This window comes from Pseudoalteromonas sp. HF66 (assembly GCF_011806445.1).
GTDB lineage: Bacteria > Pseudomonadota > Gammaproteobacteria > Enterobacterales > Alteromonadaceae > Pseudoalteromonas > Pseudoalteromonas apostichopi.
In genome coordinates, this window is the sequence record NZ_JAATOU010000030.1 from 1 (window position 1) to 15,935 (window position 15,935).

Sequence of the window (15,935 nt, forward strand, 5' to 3'; positions counted from 1 at the left end):
GGCTCCAAATTAAAGAAAGCCCGATTCGAAAGAGTCGGGCTTTTTTGCGTCTGGAGCTGTCAGCTTTCAGCCGTCAGCCGTCAGCTGAAATGTGGGGTTGTATAGTGCAGAGTCTCCCTCAGCAACAAAACCTTGTAGGAGGTACTTCAGTGCCGAATCTAGGCCATAACCAATATATTCATGGTTGATGCCATTCCTACAACGACACTCTTCCTAGAACCTAGAACCTAGCAATTCTTAGTGCCTCCGGCGGGATCTTATTGCTTAGGGGGGACTCTGACCAAAACACCTCCACCGAGCGGCTGAACGCTGAAAGCTGATAGCTCTGTGTTGGGTTTCACTTAGCTCTACCCAATCTACCAGACCTTAAAACGTTACCCTTTTTAACTTTACTCTCGAAACTCGCGAACTAAAAAAGCCCAGCAGGCTTCCCTGCTGGGCTTCTTAATGTATAAGCAGTTGTTGACTATTGAATCATGCTGTAAATAAGCGCAAATACAGCAAGAGAGCCAACTGTTAATACGAACAGTGTGCTCAAGCGGTTTCTGTATTTGTGTAAGCTAGGTACTTTATAAACGGCAATCATTGGCATGATGAAAAGTATCATGGCAATGATTGGGCCTGATAACTGATCCATCATGTCTAAAATACTTGGGTTGATCACTGAGCAATACCAAATAGCGAAGAACATGATAACAGTGCCAATCTTATCAACGAGTTTAGGGTTCATATGTGCTTGCTTACTAACAAGACCGTTGAAGCTTTCACGGGCACCTAAGAAGTGACCTAAGAATGAAGACGTAATCGCAATAAAAGCAACTAATGGTCCTAAGGTCGCAATAAATGAGTTATCAGTGATATTGGCAAGGAATGACAAGATAGACACGTTATCAGCTTTTGCTTGTACCATTTGTTCAGTAGATAGTGACAGCACACACGAGAATACAAACAGTAAAACAAACACAATTAATAGTAGGCTGGTACGCTTCAGAATTGCTTCTGACTTCATTTTAGCATTGTTGCCGTAGTGAGCACGCTGTACATGCACAAAGCTTGATATTGCAGCTGCATGGCTAAATGAAAATACAATGATAGGTATTGATAACCAAAGTGTTTTCATGAAGCCCGAAAACTCAGGTACAGATACATCTGGCATTTGCCAGCTTGGGATTAAATAAATCGATAAGAAAAACAAAATAGCGACAAGTGGATAAACAAGTATCGAAAAAGCACGTAACATCAATGCTTCGCCACCCAGCATTAAGCTGATCATACCGCCAACGAGTACGCCAGATAACAACACGCGTGGTGGCGACTCCATGCCTAACTGATTAACGATAAAGCTATCAACGGTATTTGTTAGGCCAACACCATAAATAAGTAAGATAGGGAAGATAGAGAGAAAATACAGTAAAGAGATCAAGCGCCCGGCATTTATGCCAAAGTGCTCTTCTACTACATCAGTAAAGTCAGCTTCAGGCTTTTTTGATGATAAAACAAATCGGGCTAAGCCTCTATGGGCTAAGTAGGTCATCGGAAAAGCAAGGCATGCCATGATAATCAATGGCCAAAATCCGCCGATGCCGATATTAATTGGTAAGAATAAAATCCCAGCACCGACTGCGGTGCCAAATAAACTTAACACCCATTGGGTGTCATGAAGATTCCATTTTGAGTTACTACTTGTTGTCGATGCATCATACGGCATAGCATCTTGATGTGTGTTCATTAGCACTCCACTATTAGAATAATAATTGTCGCGCAGCATATAGAAAAGCGACTAAGAATGCATGTTTTAGCGTTGTATTTAGATAACTATGCTGTAAGGAGAGACTTACAAAGGAAGAGAACTGGGCTCATTTAGAAAAGCCCAGTTGTGGTATTTATTCTGCTGCTGCAAGTGCGCGAGCTTTAATGTCTGCGGCGAATGCTAAACCTTTCTTAAAACGTGCCTCAGCTGCAGTGATTTCACTTTCATCGCCATTAGCGGCAAGCACCCCTTGTGAAAGCGCTTTATAAAGTGCGCTAATTTGTGCCTCATAGCCGGCTTCAATTGCTTTTTCAACAGTCGTCATGGTTATTCCTTTAATAGATAAGATAGCAAAATACTATAGGAACAAGGACTTATTGGCTAGATAGAAGTGCCTATAAAGTAGGGAATATTAAAGTTTATGGCTCAATGCTGGGTTTCGCTGCGCTCTACCCAGCCTACGATATTTAACGGAAATCTTTTTAGTTCTGTAATGCTGATACGACAAAAAACGGATTCAGATACTCTTCTTTACTGTTATACAGTAGTGGGCTGCCATCGAGTTTGCTAACCGTTGCGCCGGCTATTTCGGCAATCGCATGACCTGCTCCCGTATCCCACTCACAGGTTGGGCCAAGGCGTGGGTATATATCAGCACTACCTTCGGCAACAAGACAAAGTTTTAGCGAGCTGCCTTTTGAAACCATTTCTACATCTTCAAACTGTTTTACGAATTCTGCTAAATCAGGAGAAGGGTGCGAGCGGCTTCCGACAACACGGATCAGCCCTTTATTTGGCTTACGGGTTACCTTAAGTTCGATACGCTCATCACCTTTATCTTTAAAGGCACCAATTGCTTCAGCAGCAATATACGACACACCTAATGCCGGTGCATCGACAACTGCCAATACTGGTTTACCTTTTTCAATCAAGGCAATATTCACGGTGAACTCGCCATTCTTTTTAATGAACTCTTTGGTGCCATCAATTGGGTCTACTAACCAGTAGCGTTGCCAAGTTTGACGGATATCCCAGCTAATATCAGCGCTTTCTTCGCTTAGAATTGGTACATCAGGGGTGAGGTGTTGTAAGCCATTCACAATCACTTTGTGAGCTGCTAGGTCGGCGTCGGTAACTGGGCTTTCATCAGCTTTGTACTCAACATTAAAGTCCTTTTCGTAAATCCCCATTATTGCACTACCTGCTTGGCGTGCGAGGAGTAATATTTCTTCTAGCAGTTCCGTTTGATTCATGACTTAACCTATAATTTGCTGTTGTTTTAAATACGCTACCAGTTCTTGCACCGATTGGTCTAGGGTGTTTTTGCTGGTATCGATTTTAATTTCTGGCGATGCAGGGATTTGGTAGTCTGAGTCTATACCGGTGAAGTGCTTAATTTCACCTGCACGGGCTTTTTTATAAAGCCCTTTAGGGTCGCGGGTTTCACACACTTCAAGCGGGGTATCTAAAAATACCTCAATAAACTCACCATCCTCTACTAAGTTTCTTACCATATCGCGTTCGCTTTGGAACGGCGAAATAAATGCGGTTAATACCACAAGACCGGCATCGACCATCAACTTTGCGGTTTCGCCTACGCGACGAATGTTTTCAACGCGGTCTTCATCAGTAAAGCCAAGATCTTTACACAAGCCATGACGCACATTGTCGCCATCGAGTAGGTAGGTGTGAACGCCTAATTGGTTTAATGCGCTTTCTAGTGCGTTTGCAACAGTGCTTTTACCTGAACCTGAAAAACCAGTGAACCATAGAATGGTTGGCTTATGCTTTTTTTGCTCACTACGCTGTGATTTGCTAATGGCGTAATTATGCCAAACGATATTTTCATCCATTTTCTTTACTCTCGTTATTGAAATGGGAATACCAGTGGTATGAGTGTTAAAACCGTAATCGAGTAAATAATCGATAAAGGTAAGCCCATGGCAATATAATCTTTAAGGCGGTAGTTTCCCGCGCTGTAAACCATCAAGTTAGTTTGATAACCAAATGGCGAAATGAAGCTAGCCGATGCACCAAATGCGACAGCCATAATAAAAGGCAACGGTGATACATCAAAACCAACGGCTAGTGCATACGCTACCGGAAACGAAAGCGCAGCAGCGGCATTATTGGTAATGAGTTCGGTAAACAAAACCGTCATTAAAAATATTGCGATAAATGCTCCGTAGGGCCCAAAGTCACCTAAAACGTATAACATGGCTGATGAAATTTCACCGGCAAGCCCTGTGCCTATCATGAGTTTGGCAAGGCCAATAGCACTACCCACTACTGCGAGTAACTCAATCGGAAAACGACGTTTTACTTCACTTAGCTTGATTGTGCCCGTTAGCATTAAACCGATAAGAAGAACGAGTAGGCCTTTCACTAAGGGAACAAGACCAATAATACTTAACCCCAATACGGTTGCAAAACTCGCTAACACAATATTTGATTGCTTAGGTTTTAAATGGGTTTGTAAATCAAGACCTGAAATATAAACAAACTCGCGCTTTAAATTGGGTAGCGAGTAAAACTCTTTGCCAGGCGCAAGGATCAATAAGTCACCCGCTTGCAATTGAACTTTACCTAAACCGCCTTGTAAACGGTCATGGCCGCGACGAATAGCAATAACGGCAGCATGAAACTGCTCACGAAAGCGAACTTCTTTAATTGTTTTACCAATGTATTTTGAAGAATGGCTAACAACAACTTCAACTAGGTGCTCAACGTCTTTCTCATGTTTGTCGTGCACAACTTTTAAGCCATCAAATTGGGTAAGCAGAGGCACTGACTTTATGTCACCTACAAACAGCAGTACGTCACCTTCTTTGATAACTTGTTTTGGTGTAACCGCGCAAATTCGTTTATCACCACGGATTCTTTCTGCTAAGAACAAGTCTTTTAATTCACGAAGGCCATTCTCTTCAACACTTTTACCAATTAATTTCGAACCTGTTTCTACTTTACCTTCAAGGTAAAAGGGCACCACTTCTTGGTCGTTTTTACCGTTATCTGGTAAATACTTGAGCATCACCAAAATAGTGATAAGTCCGACGCTCAATGCGCCTAAACCAATCAAGGTAAAATCAAAAAAACCAAGGGGCTCCATTCCTGCTTCAACGGCAAAGCCATTAACAATTAAATTGGTTGAAGTGCCAATCAGTGTAATTGTGCCACCTAAAATGGCGGTATACGATAAAGGTAATAAAAGCTTAGACGGTGAATGGGTCGGGCTTTCTTTTATTGCACTAATCAGTGATGCCACTACCGCAGTATTATTAGTAAATGATGATAAAAAGGCAGTTGATAAACCTAGTTTTGTCACCGAACTTGTCAGGCTGCCTTTCGAAAGAGACTGAGCAAGCTTTTGCACTAGCGTGGTTTTTTCTACAGCTATCGAAACGAGTACAAGTAGAATAAGCGTAATTAAAGAAGGGTTTGCATAGTTAATTAGCATATCTTCAAGACTGATCAGCCCTGCTAAATAACTAATACCAATAGCACCGACAAATAACCATGCTGGTTTTAGTCGAGTGCCAAAAAGACACCCCACTAATACCAGCATAATGCCTGTTAATACCAGCTGTTGATACATGCTTTTTACTTCCTATAACAGGCGAATAATGATTATTTAAGCTTAGTTATATCAAGCGCTTGCCAATGAGGGAAGTGCTTGCGTACTAAAGCATTAAATTCAACTTCAAAGTCGCTAAAGCTACTTTGCTGCTCTTCAGTGCTAAGTAATTGTTCAATCATACCTGCCGCAACGGTTAAGTTTGATAGGCGATCAATTAAAATAAACGCACCTGTTTCATGGTTGTTGTGGTACTCATCGGCCAAAATTGTTTCAGTAAGCTCTAAGGTTACAATAGCAATTTCGTTAAGTTGTAATGAGTCAGCTTGACCATGCTCAAGGGTATTTACATCAATGGTGTGATCGATCTTTCTAACCACTGCTGAGGTGTTTTTGCTGCCTAACTTAAAGTTGTAGCTTTTACCTAATACTAACGGTGCTTCATGCATCCATACTAATTTAGCTTGAATACGGTTAGTAACAGCCGCTTTTGAAGCTGCTGGCACAATAACATCACCACGACTGATATCAATTTCATCATTTAACGTTAAAGTGATTGCTTGACCTGCTTCAGCCGTATCTAGGTTACCATCGAAAGTCACAATTTCTTTAATGCTTGAGCTTTTACCAGATGGTAAAACTTTTACTGCATCACCAACACTGAACTTGCCAGACGTTAAAGTGCCTTGGAAGCCACGGAAATCTAAGTTAGGGCGCACAACATATTGCACAGGAAGACGTGCTTCAAAACCGCTATCAATTTCAGCCGCTGGTGAGTCTTCAAGTAACTCAAGCAGTGGTTTATCTGCGTAGTAAGGTGTGTGTAGAGAGCGTGTTACTACGTTGTCACCCTTGAGCGCTGACATAGGTACAAACTTGATATTAGTAACATTTAGCTGCTCTGCAAATTTTAGATAATCCGCTTTAATTTTCTCATACACGGTTTCATCGAAATCGACGATATCCATCTTGTTGATTGCAACAACAAACTGCTTAATGCCGAGCGAATCGCAGATAAAGCTATGACGTTTAGTCTGCACTTGTACACCGTAACGAGCGTCGACTAAGATAATCGCTACATCGCTGGTTGATGCGCCGGTAACCATGTTGCGCGTGTACTGCTCATGTCCTGGCGTATCAGCAATGATGAATTTACGTTTTGCTGTTGAAAAGTAACGATAAGCAACGTCAATCGTAATACCTTGCTCACGCTCAGCTTGAAGGCCATCTACAAGTAGTGCTAAATCAAGCTCTTCACCCGCATTACCGACTTTTTCATTGTCTTTATGTAGTGCAGCAAGTTGGTCTTCATAAATTTGATGGCTGTCATGTAAAAGGCGGCCAATCAGGGTCGACTTACCGTCATCTACACTACCACAGGTAAGCATGCGTAAAAGGCTTTTGTCTTGCTGACGCGCAAGGTAGGCGTCGATGCCTAACTCTCTTACTTCATTAATTGTGTCGTTTGTTTTAGACATTAGAAATAGCCCTCACGTTTTTTCTTTTCCATTGAACCCGCAGAGTCGTGATCAATCACGCGGCCTTCACGCTCAGAAGAGGTTGAAAGCAGCATCTCTTCAATAATTTCAGTTAAGGTTCCTGCCGTTGATTCCACTGCACCTGTTAGCGGGTAACAACCAAGGGTACGAAAACGGACAGATTTCATTTGTGGTACTTCACCTTCTTCCAATGGCATGCGCTCGTCATCAACCATGATTAGCGTGCCGTTACGCTCTACAACAGGGCGTTCTTTAGCAAGGTAAAGTGGAACCATTTCAATGTTTTCTTGGTAGATATACTGCCAAATATCAAGTTCAGTCCAGTTAGATAATGGAAATACACGAATGCTTTCACCCGGGTTAACTTGGCTGTTGTACGTATTCCAAAGCTCTGGACGTTGGTTTTTTGGATCCCATCTGTGGTGCTTATCACGGAATGAGTAAACACGTTCTTTAGCACGAGATTTCTCTTCGTCACGACGTGCACCACCAAATGCAGCATCGAAGCCGTATTTGTCTAACGCTTGCTTTAAGCCTTGCGTTTTCATGATATCGGTGTGCTTTGCTGAGCCGTGTACAAATGGATTAATATCAATCTCTAACCCTTCAGGGTTTTTGTGGACGATTAAATCAAAACCATACTCTTTAGCTAGACGGTCACGAAACTCAATCATTTCCTTAAATTTCCAGTTGGTATCAACGTGTAAAAGTGGAAATGGAATTTTTGCTGGATAAAACGCTTTACGTGCTAAGTGTAATAACACTGATGAATCTTTACCGATTGAGTAAAGCATCACCGGGTTTTCAAACTCAGCAGCTACTTCGCGCATGATTTTGATACTTTCAGCTTCTAATTGCTGAAGGTGTGTTAAAGCCATTGTTAGTCGTCCTACTAAAATGATTAAAAGTTAAATTAAGCTACGCCAGTGATTGGCTGGGCAAAGCTGCTGGTTTGCTCGGTTTTACCAAACCATGCAAGCTGATGGTGCAATGATGCAACTTCGCCAATAATTAATAAGGCTGGTGAAATAATGCTATGGCGCGAAATCAAATCGGCCAGCTCACCTAATTGCCCTGTAACCACTCGTTGTTCTTTACGTGTGCCGTTTTCGATTATGGCAACAGGGGTGTCTGCACCGCGGCCGTGTTTCAATAATTGTGCTTGAATATGCGGTGATTTAATCACTCCCATATAAATTGCTAATGTCTGATTTGGCTTTGCGAGTGACTGCCAATCTAATTCTTGACCATCTTTTTTACAGTGACCTGTTACAAACTGAATGGCTTGCGCATGATCTCTGTGGGTAAGTGGAATACCAGCATATGCACTACAACCTGCAGCAGCAGTAATACCCGGTACAATTTGGTAACGTACTTGATTAGCGGCTAGCACTTGCACTTCCTCACCACCACGACCATAAATAAACGGGTCGCCACCTTTAATACGGCATACTTTTTTGCCTTGTTTGGCAAAATCGACCAGCATCTGATTAGTATCTTCTTGTGCAACACTATGATCGCCTAAACGTTTACCTACGCAAACTAAGTCGGCATCACGGCGTACTAAATCCATAATTTCATCAGAAACCAAGTAGTCATAAACAACGACGTCGGCTTGTTGCATTAATTGCAGTGCTTTTAGTGTTAATAACTCTGGGTCACCTGGGCCTGCACCAACAACATATACTTCGCCTTCAGGCTCTGGCTTAGCATCTAATAGTTGCTCTAATTGCGCTGAAGCAGCTTCGGTATTACCCGCTTGTACTTTGCTTACCACTGATGAATCAAATACGCCCTCCCAAAACTGGCGACGATCAGCAAAGTGTTTAAAGCGCTGTTTTACTTTATTACGGAAGCTACCTACTAATGTAGCGAGAGGACCAATATGTTGTGGAATAAGTGTTTCTAGTTTTTCACGTAAACGACGTGCTAAAACTGGTGCTGTGCCTGCACTTGAAATCGCAATTGTGATTGGATCACGGTCAACAATTGATGGAAAAATAAAGCTGCACTTAGGTTGGTCATCCACCACGTTAACGAAAATATTGCGCGCATTCGCAAGTTCGAAAACATCTTTGTTAACACTGTCTATATCAGTTGCGGCGATTACCAGCATTTGCTGATCCAGATACTGCTCTTTAAAAGTATCAGAAATCAGGTTTACTTCACCTTGCTTAGCAAGAGCGAGCAGCTCATCGCAAAACTCAGGGGCGACTAGTGTCACATTGGCACGTGCTTTTAAAAACGCACGGCATTTGCGTAACGCGACATCTCCACCGCCGACTACCAGTACTGGTTTGTCGTCTAATTTGGTAAAGATTGGTAAATATTGCACTTTGTTCTCACCCCTAAAACACATCAACGAAACTGCTTATTGCAGGCAAGCAGAATATAGTGCTCTAAAAAAAGTAAAAAATAATTAAAACCAAGTTTATATAACTAAAAGTTATACCAGGTGGTTTGTTTTGGCTTAAGACTTAGTTAACAAGGGATTGCGACGAGTTACAAGTAAATAAGTAGCCTTATGGTGATTAGTTATGATTTATAGCCGAATGATAAAAATTTGCTACTATAGGTCACTAATATGGCAACACAAATATAAGAGCTATGACTAAAATGCAAACAAGCGCTGCCCAAGCGGTGGCACTGATGGACTTAACAACTCTGAACGACAGCGACACAACAGAAACCATTAATAACTTGGTTGCCAGTATTGAGCCAAAGTTAGGTATTCCTGCTGCGGTCTGTGTATATAGCCAGTTTGTAAGCGACGCAAAGCTTGCACTCGCTGAGCGTGAACTACAGCAAGTCAAAGTAGCTACAGTTACTAACTTTCCTAGTGGGGAGCAATCGTTAGAACAAGTGATAAATGAAACGCTATTTGCTATTGAGCGCGGAGCTGATGAAATTGATTTAGTGATCCCCTATAAAGCACTAATCGCCGGTGATGAGCGCAAAGTTTTTGAGTATGTCAAAGCGTCAAAAGAGGCATGTAGCAATAAAGCGCAACTCAAAGTGATTATAGAAAGTGGCGAATTAAGCGATGATCTCATCTCAACGGCCACTAAACTGGCAATTGAAGGCGGTGCTGATTTCGTTAAAACTAGTACCGGTAAAGTGGCTGTTAATGCAACTCTAGCTGCAACAGATATCATGTTAAACACCATAAAAGCGAGTGGTAAAAAAATTGGTTTTAAGGCTGCGGGCGGAGTCAGAACAGTCACCGATGCTGCTGAGTATTTAGCCCTCGCTGAATCAATTATGGGTGAAGCGTACTTACAACCCGAGCTATTTCGTTTTGGCGCTTCTGGGTTATTAAAAGATGTGTATGCAACATTAAATGAATCGTGAAAGTGAACAAGAGAAAATAGCGCTCGAGCATGGCGCAGCAAAGCTGTTTTTACGCTGTTACGAAAAGCAGTTTGGCGTAAGTATGCGTAATATTTGGCATAACACACCGAGTAAGCCAGACGTGAGTTGTTATAAAGGTGATGAGCGGCTCGATATTGAAGTCGCTCATTTATATGCCAGTGAAACAGAAGCAATGGCGGTGTTAGGTAGGCCGCTGTCTATCTCAATGCAACGAGATCTCGCTGAAATGGCTTTAGCTCCAAGTAACGAGCGTCTGCACTGTGCTTTGCATCGGTTGTTGGCACAAAAAGCCAAGAAACATTACGAATCTACGCAGCCTTGGTTATTAATTCGAAATGCCAGTACTATATGGCATCTTGATGATTTTAAGTCAGTACTTACTCACCTTGATGTGCCTAAGCACCATCCATTTCAACAAATTTGGTTGTTATGTGATTTTTATCGCGGTGAGCTATTACAAATTTTATAACTAAGGTTTTAAACAGCCAGTGCTGGTACTGGCTGTTAGTTTGCTTAATTAAATTTAAAAATACTGCCAAGGCTTTCTAAACTTGATTTGTTCGTTTTGGCAATACACCCTGAATCATCAAGAGATTTTTTAGTCGTCTCATCCGCAAGGCCTGTCACTTTCAGCTTATTTTCTTGCTGATACTCAGTGAGTGCAATCACCGTTGCTTCATCGTACTCTACGTCTTCTACTTCATATTCTTCGTAGTGAGGCTGCCTTTTTAAATAACCTAAACAAACCAAGTTCAGTCGTGACATGGCTAAGTCTGTTTTTTCGTAGTAAGGCATTCTGTGAGTTGGAACATTAACCGATGCAACTGGCGCTTTAGCTGGTGCTGCAGCTGCGGTTACTTTTAGTGGTGCAGGTGCGGTATGGCCTGCTGCAATGGTGTTATCGCTATTATAGCGATAATAAGTTGTTGGTACTTTTGATTCCAAAAACTCAACGGCTTTGACGATGACTTCACGCAGTGCTTTTTCTTTTGGCGTGTTTGACCAGCTACTTAAGTTACCACCAACGAGTGCACCACCAAAATTGGTAGCAGCTGATGTAAAGTCAAAATCTTTACTGCCACCCTCAACACTGGTAGCGGCTAAAATACGTGAAGTTCGCGTGTCGATTAAGCGCAAATCTATCGCCATGTGCGAACTTGAAAAACCCGCCGACACTGAGCTAAATACGTCACCGATAAAGCCACCACTGCCTACGCGGGTGCCAGAATTGTCATCATCGAATTCTGTAACAGCGGCAACTACGACAATTTCGGCACCTTCAATTTCACCATAAGCAGCACCTGAAGCTGCACTCACACGGCCTGATACAGCAAGGTCTTGTTCTGATAATACGGCATCAAGTGCTTGTCGTTCTAAGACAATAAAGCGATTGGTGCTAACTAATGCGGTTGTTAGTTGATCAGCCATACCTTCACCAATTTCTTTACGCCACCAACGTGAATCGTTTGATTTGTCAGTAAAGCGGGCAACAGCGATCCGAGCTTTTGGGCCATTGTATTGCTGCTGTGCCACTTCGTTTATATCTGGGCTATTGTTATTGCTTGTGGTGGTTGAAGTACTTTGGCATGCAGTCAGTGCCGCAGCAAGTAACGTAATCGAAATCGCTTTGTGTGTTTTGGTGAGCATATGACTTTCCTTAACTTATATCTCATGCAGTAAATAACGCCGCAATATGGGCTTTGTTGTTATTAATGTTTATATGGATAAGCTATAAAAATCAGTGTTTTATTGATAGCACTCAGACGAAAAGTTTATTCACTGATGCGAAATTCAACGCGCTTTTGATATTTTTCTCGGTACTGTTTTGGTGATAAGCCAACATAGCTCTTAAAGCTTCGCGCAAAATAGCTTTGCGAACTAAAGCCCGCTTGCTCTGCTACTTTACCAATCGCTAAATGGCCATCGACTAGCTGTTTCTTTGCAAACTCTAAGCGAGTATTGCGTAAATAGTCAGAGGGAGTTTGTGAATACAAGGCTTTCATTTTTAGTTGCAGAGCACGGGAGCTTAAACATAAGGCTGAGGCTAATTGCTCAACCGAAAAGTTTTCATCTTGATAATGGGCTTGTACTACTTGCTTGAGTTTTTCAGTGAAGGAATAATCTTTATTTTGTACTGTTACAGCGGCTGTATCACTATTCAGAGGAGCTGCCAGTTGTGCTGTTAGATGCTGGTTTAAAATTTGTCTAAGATTAAGCAATCCTTTTACTCTGCTTACTAATAAAGTGGGCTCAAAAGGTTTGCTCAAAAAGTCATCGGCTAATAAATCAAGTCCTTTCAAGCGGCTGTGGGTATCTGCTTTAGCTGAAAGTAATAACACCGGAATATGGCTGGTGGCCGGGTTTGCTCTGAGTGCTGCTAACAGTTGATAGCCATTCATATTCGGCATCATTACATCACTGATAATGAGCTCTGGTAGGTCTGATTGGCATAAATCAAGCGCTTGCTGACCATCAGCTGCACAGATGCAGTTAAATTCTGCATTAAACAAAGCAAGTAGTAGTTCAGCCATTTCCTTATTATCTTCAACAATCAGTAATGTCTGTTGTGAGTTGCGTAGTTGCGTAATGCTATTAACCTGATTTTCAGCACACTCAACCATAGGCAATGACACAGTAAAGCAACTTCCCTCAGCAATTTTACTGCTTACGCTGATAGACCCACCGTATTGTTCTACAAGCTGCTTTACTAAGCTCAGTCCAATACCACTGCCAGGCTCTGATGATGCTACGCGGGTAAAGCGCTGAAAAATCGACTGTTGATGTTCACTGGCAATACCCACACCTGTATCAGTAATTTTAAAAATCAGTTGTTGCTGCACTTCATCAAGTTGAATATCGACTTTACCGCCGTTAGGCGTGTACTTAAGCGCATTACTTATCAGGTTACTGAAAATAGAATGAGCATGTTCGGGAGCAAGGTTAATCTTACATGTTGTTGAGGTAGTATCATCAAAGCTAAATTGCAGTTGTTTTTGCTCAAACAGAGCACTGAAATCTGCCACTAATTCTGTTAAAAAGGTTGTAATGGAATAAGGGCTAACAGTGTTAATAGCTGTACTAGGGCGTTGACTCAATTGTAAAAGTTGATTGATCAGTTCAAGTAAGCGTTGGCAGTTACGTTTTATACTAGCCAGTTGATTTTGAGCTTGGGGGTCTGTATTACTTCGCTGTAACTGGCTGATCGGGGCAAGTATTAAACTCAATGGTGTTTTTAGCTCATGGCTAATGTTATCTAAAAATTGATCTTTTAATTTGTTTAGCTCAATCTCGGTTTGTTTTTCTTGCTCTGCGAGTTTGCGTTTGTACAAAGAATTTAAAAGAAGCCAGGTCAGTGCTAAAGCACAAATAAAGTAAATAGCATAGGCTAATTTACTTTGCCACCAAGGAGGCACAACAGTTAATGTTAGTAGCTTTTTGCTGTCACTCCATTGCCCATATTGATCTTTCACTTTTATTAATAATTTGTAGTTCCCAGCAGGGAGCTGAGGGTAATTAATTTGTCTAAGGGATGCATCTGTATATAAAAATTGTTCATCAAAGCCAGCAAGCTTGTAGCCGTATTGGTAGTGCTTTGGTGTCGATCCGTTTTTTAATGCACTAAATTTAAAGCCGATAACGCCAGCAGATTTTGCAAACGCAAATGTCTGAGTTGCACTCGCAAGGGTATTTGCTTGCTTATCGAAGTGATTACTCTTAATGACTCTGTTGTTTAATAATAATTCGGTTAAAACAGGGGTAGGGGGAGAGTGCGATAACTTTAGTTGCTCAGGGTAAAAATGATTATAACCATTGATGCCACCAAAAAATAACTCGCCATCGTCTGCTTGAAAGCTCGCACCCAGTATAAAAGATTGGTGCTGAATGCCATCTTCTGGCAAAAACTGCTGCATTTGCTCTGTGGTGGGGTTATAGCGAGTGAGTCCGCCATTGGTTGCTAGCCAAAGCATACCTTGCTTATCGGCGAGAATGTCAAAAATGTTATCGTTCGCCAAACCTTGTTGCTCAGTAATTTGTTTCACCCTGAAGTTATGCTTATTAACTTGATTCAAGCCTTGCATGGTGCCAACCCAAACACTATCGCCATTCAATAATAAAGAGGTGACCATGTTATGGCTGAGCCCAGCTCCGTTAGAGCCTTGCTCATCTAATAAACTAAATTGCTTAGTAGTGATATCCAGTTTATTGAGCCCTGCTCGAGTGCCGACCCAAAGTGAGTGCTCTTCACTATCGTAAGCAAGAGTAAATACAGTGTTATTGGCAAGACTGTTTTGAGAATCACTATGTTTATAGTGAGTAACTTTGCCTGATTTTGGCTCAAAGCGAGTTAACCCTTGGTTACTCCCAAGCCAAAGAGCACCAACTTTGTCGCTAGTTATTGCATATACACGGTCACTGGCTAGCTGGTGGCTTTGCATAGTGAAGGCTTTAAATTCATCACGACTATCTTGATACTTAATTAAGCCACCACCGTAAGTACCTATCCATAACTGCTTGTTAGCATCTTCATGAAGGGCAAATATATTATTATTTGGCAGGGCATTTTTATAATGTTGGTAACCAAACGCTGTTTGACGGTTGAGTCCGTCACGGGTGCCAATCCATACCTCGCCATTGGCTCTTTTTATTATTGAGCGAACAAAATTATGACTTAGTGAATTTGGCTGTGAGGTTTGTAACTGATGAGAAAACTGCTGTTGCTTAGGATCATAGCGATGCACACCATAACCATCGGTGCCCAACCAAATAATGCCTTGTGAATCTTGATAAAGAGATAGGAGAAAGTCGCTAGTCAAGCCATTGGGGTTTTGCTTGTCATGGTCGTATCGAATGTATTGGTCTTGTAAGTCAGCATCTGCAGGTAAAAAGTATAGACCTCGCCCGTAGCTTGTAAGCCAAAGGTTTTGCTGTTGGTCAATAAGGCTGTCAGTGATCCAGACACCATTTAACTGTTCGATTTGCTCACTGGTTTGCGTAAGTAAATCTAATGAATATAAGCCTTGCTTTGCACCAATAAGCAGTTTTTCATGATTCAACAATTTTAGATGCCAGAGCGGTGAAGTGATTTGAGTATGTTGAGTAAATTGCTCTGTGCTTGGGTTAAATGAAATAAGTCCCATATCAGTGGCAAGCCAAATGAGTTCATCGGTAATAACAATGTCACGTACAAGCGGCAACTGTTGATCTATTTTGTATTGGAAATGTTCAAATTCTTGGTTTGATATATCAAAACGAGTTAACTTACCATGTTCGTGACCTAGCCAAAGAACATCACCTTTAGCCAGTACCATTGACCAAATTTTATCTTCACTTAGTCCTGCCTCATTAGAAGTCGAATAAACCTCAAATTGGCCAGTCTCAGGATTGAGTTTATTGAGTCCTTTGCTGGCGGTCGAAAACCACAGCTGATTATTACTGTCCTTGGCACAGCCTGTGATCCAATTTCCAGAAATACTTTTATTATTGCTGTTAGCTTTGAAGCGTTTAAATTCATAACCATCAAAGCGGTTCAAACCTCCCTGTGTGGCAAACCATAAAAAGCCTTGCTGATCAGTTATGCTGCAAGTGATAGAGTTTTGACTTAGACCTTGTTGGCTATTAAAAGTAGCTAGGTGTAACGAGCGAGCATTAGCCTGCTTACATATCAAGGTGACGAGGCATAACAGTACAATATTAAAAGAGAGTTTAAATGGCAGCACACTGATCCATGTAGTTTTTAGTT

The 15,935-nt window shown here is 41.7% G+C and carries 12 protein-coding genes; 2 read left to right on the plus strand and 10 right to left on the minus strand.

Annotation, left to right across the window (positions count from 1 at the left end):
* Positions 1 to 466: 466 nt before the first annotated feature.
* The 8 genes from HCZ11_RS18775 to cysG all read right to left on the minus strand — a co-directional run bounded on the left by HCZ11_RS18775 (position 467) and on the right by cysG (position 9,158).
* On the minus strand, positions 467 to 1,729 hold the full coding sequence (locus HCZ11_RS18775) for an aromatic amino acid transport family protein (protein WP_167659192.1): 1,263 nt from the start codon (positions 1,727 to 1,729) through the stop codon (positions 467 to 469).
* A gap of 154 nt (positions 1,730 to 1,883) precedes the next feature.
* Positions 1,884 to 2,075, minus strand: coding sequence for a hypothetical protein (locus HCZ11_RS18780; protein WP_055022144.1), 192 nt, complete (start codon positions 2,073 to 2,075; stop codon positions 1,884 to 1,886).
* Positions 2,076 to 2,232: 157 nt separating this feature from the next.
* A complete protein-coding gene (cysQ, locus tag HCZ11_RS18785) occupies positions 2,233 to 3,003 on the minus strand; it encodes a 3'(2'),5'-bisphosphate nucleotidase CysQ (protein ID WP_130049910.1) in 771 nt (256 codons plus the stop codon).
* A 3-nt stretch (positions 3,004 to 3,006) separates the two neighbouring features.
* Complete coding sequence (gene cysC / locus HCZ11_RS18790; RefSeq protein WP_130049909.1) at positions 3,007 to 3,603, minus strand: adenylyl-sulfate kinase; 597 nt, start codon at positions 3,601 to 3,603, stop codon at positions 3,007 to 3,009.
* Between the two features lie 14 nt (positions 3,604 to 3,617).
* Positions 3,618 to 5,345: an SLC13 family permease gene (locus tag HCZ11_RS18795; protein ID WP_167659193.1), complete on the minus strand. Its 1,728-nt coding sequence runs from the start codon at positions 5,343 to 5,345 to the stop codon at positions 3,618 to 3,620.
* A gap of 32 nt (positions 5,346 to 5,377) precedes the next feature.
* Positions 5,378 to 6,802: a sulfate adenylyltransferase subunit CysN gene (cysN, locus tag HCZ11_RS18800; RefSeq protein ID WP_167659194.1), complete on the minus strand. Its 1,425-nt coding sequence runs from the start codon at positions 6,800 to 6,802 to the stop codon at positions 5,378 to 5,380.
* A complete protein-coding gene (gene cysD / locus HCZ11_RS18805) occupies positions 6,802 to 7,701 on the minus strand; it encodes a sulfate adenylyltransferase subunit CysD (RefSeq protein WP_105173930.1) in 900 nt (299 codons plus the stop codon). The genes cysN and cysD overlap by 1 nt, the downstream gene beginning before the upstream one ends.
* 35 nt (positions 7,702 to 7,736) lie before the next feature.
* The gene (cysG, locus tag HCZ11_RS18810) at positions 7,737 to 9,158 is read right to left on the minus strand and encodes a siroheme synthase CysG (RefSeq protein WP_130049906.1); all 1,422 of its coding nucleotides are present in this window, start codon (positions 9,156 to 9,158) and stop codon (positions 7,737 to 7,739) included.
* A gap of 272 nt (positions 9,159 to 9,430) precedes the next feature.
* Between cysG and deoC the strand changes: the two genes are divergently transcribed.
* Together deoC and HCZ11_RS18820 are read left to right on the plus strand one after the other, a co-directional pair.
* Positions 9,431 to 10,174: a deoxyribose-phosphate aldolase gene (gene deoC, locus HCZ11_RS18815; protein WP_167659195.1), complete on the plus strand. Its 744-nt coding sequence runs from the start codon at positions 9,431 to 9,433 to the stop codon at positions 10,172 to 10,174.
* The gene (locus HCZ11_RS18820) at positions 10,164 to 10,664 is read left to right on the plus strand and encodes a hypothetical protein (protein ID WP_058586658.1); all 501 of its coding nucleotides are present in this window, start codon (positions 10,164 to 10,166) and stop codon (positions 10,662 to 10,664) included. The genes deoC and HCZ11_RS18820 overlap by 11 nt, the downstream gene beginning before the upstream one ends.
* Before the next feature lie 44 nt (positions 10,665 to 10,708).
* Here HCZ11_RS18820 and HCZ11_RS18825 read toward each other — a convergent pair whose 3' ends face one another.
* Both HCZ11_RS18825 and HCZ11_RS18830 read right to left on the minus strand, forming a co-directional pair.
* On the minus strand, positions 10,709 to 11,842 hold the full coding sequence (locus tag HCZ11_RS18825; RefSeq protein WP_167659196.1) for a CsgG/HfaB family protein: 1,134 nt from the start codon (positions 11,840 to 11,842) through the stop codon (positions 10,709 to 10,711).
* A gap of 125 nt (positions 11,843 to 11,967) precedes the next feature.
* On the minus strand, positions 11,968 to 15,912 hold the full coding sequence (locus HCZ11_RS18830) for a two-component regulator propeller domain-containing protein (protein ID WP_167659197.1): 3,945 nt from the start codon (positions 15,910 to 15,912) through the stop codon (positions 11,968 to 11,970).
* Between the last annotated feature and the right edge of the window lie 23 nt (positions 15,913 to 15,935).

Excerpts from the sequence above, each read along its gene's own strand:
- deoC (WP_167659195.1), top strand. The coding sequence starts at position 9,431 with ATGACTAAAATGCAAACAAGCGCTGCCCAAGCGGTGGCACTGATGGAC.
- HCZ11_RS18780 (WP_055022144.1), bottom strand. The coding sequence starts at position 2,075 with ATGACGACTGTTGAAAAAGCAATTGAAGCCGGCTATGAGGCACAAATT.
- HCZ11_RS18820 (WP_058586658.1), top strand. The coding sequence starts at position 10,164 with ATGAATCGTGAAAGTGAACAAGAGAAAATAGCGCTCGAGCATGGCGCA.
- HCZ11_RS18825 (WP_167659196.1), bottom strand. The coding sequence starts at position 11,842 with ATGCTCACCAAAACACACAAAGCGATTTCGATTACGTTACTTGCTGCG.
- cysD (WP_105173930.1), bottom strand. The coding sequence starts at position 7,701 with ATGGCTTTAACACACCTTCAGCAATTAGAAGCTGAAAGTATCAAAATC.
- cysC (WP_130049909.1), bottom strand. The coding sequence starts at position 3,603 with ATGGATGAAAATATCGTTTGGCATAATTACGCCATTAGCAAATCACAG.
- HCZ11_RS18775 (WP_167659192.1), bottom strand. The coding sequence starts at position 1,729 with ATGAACACACATCAAGATGCTATGCCGTATGATGCATCGACAACAAGT.
- HCZ11_RS18795 (WP_167659193.1), bottom strand. The coding sequence starts at position 5,345 with ATGTATCAACAGCTGGTATTAACAGGCATTATGCTGGTATTAGTGGGG.
- cysN (WP_167659194.1), bottom strand. The coding sequence starts at position 6,802 with ATGTCTAAAACAAACGACACAATTAATGAAGTAAGAGAGTTAGGCATC.
- cysQ (WP_130049910.1), bottom strand. The coding sequence starts at position 3,003 with ATGAATCAAACGGAACTGCTAGAAGAAATATTACTCCTCGCACGCCAA.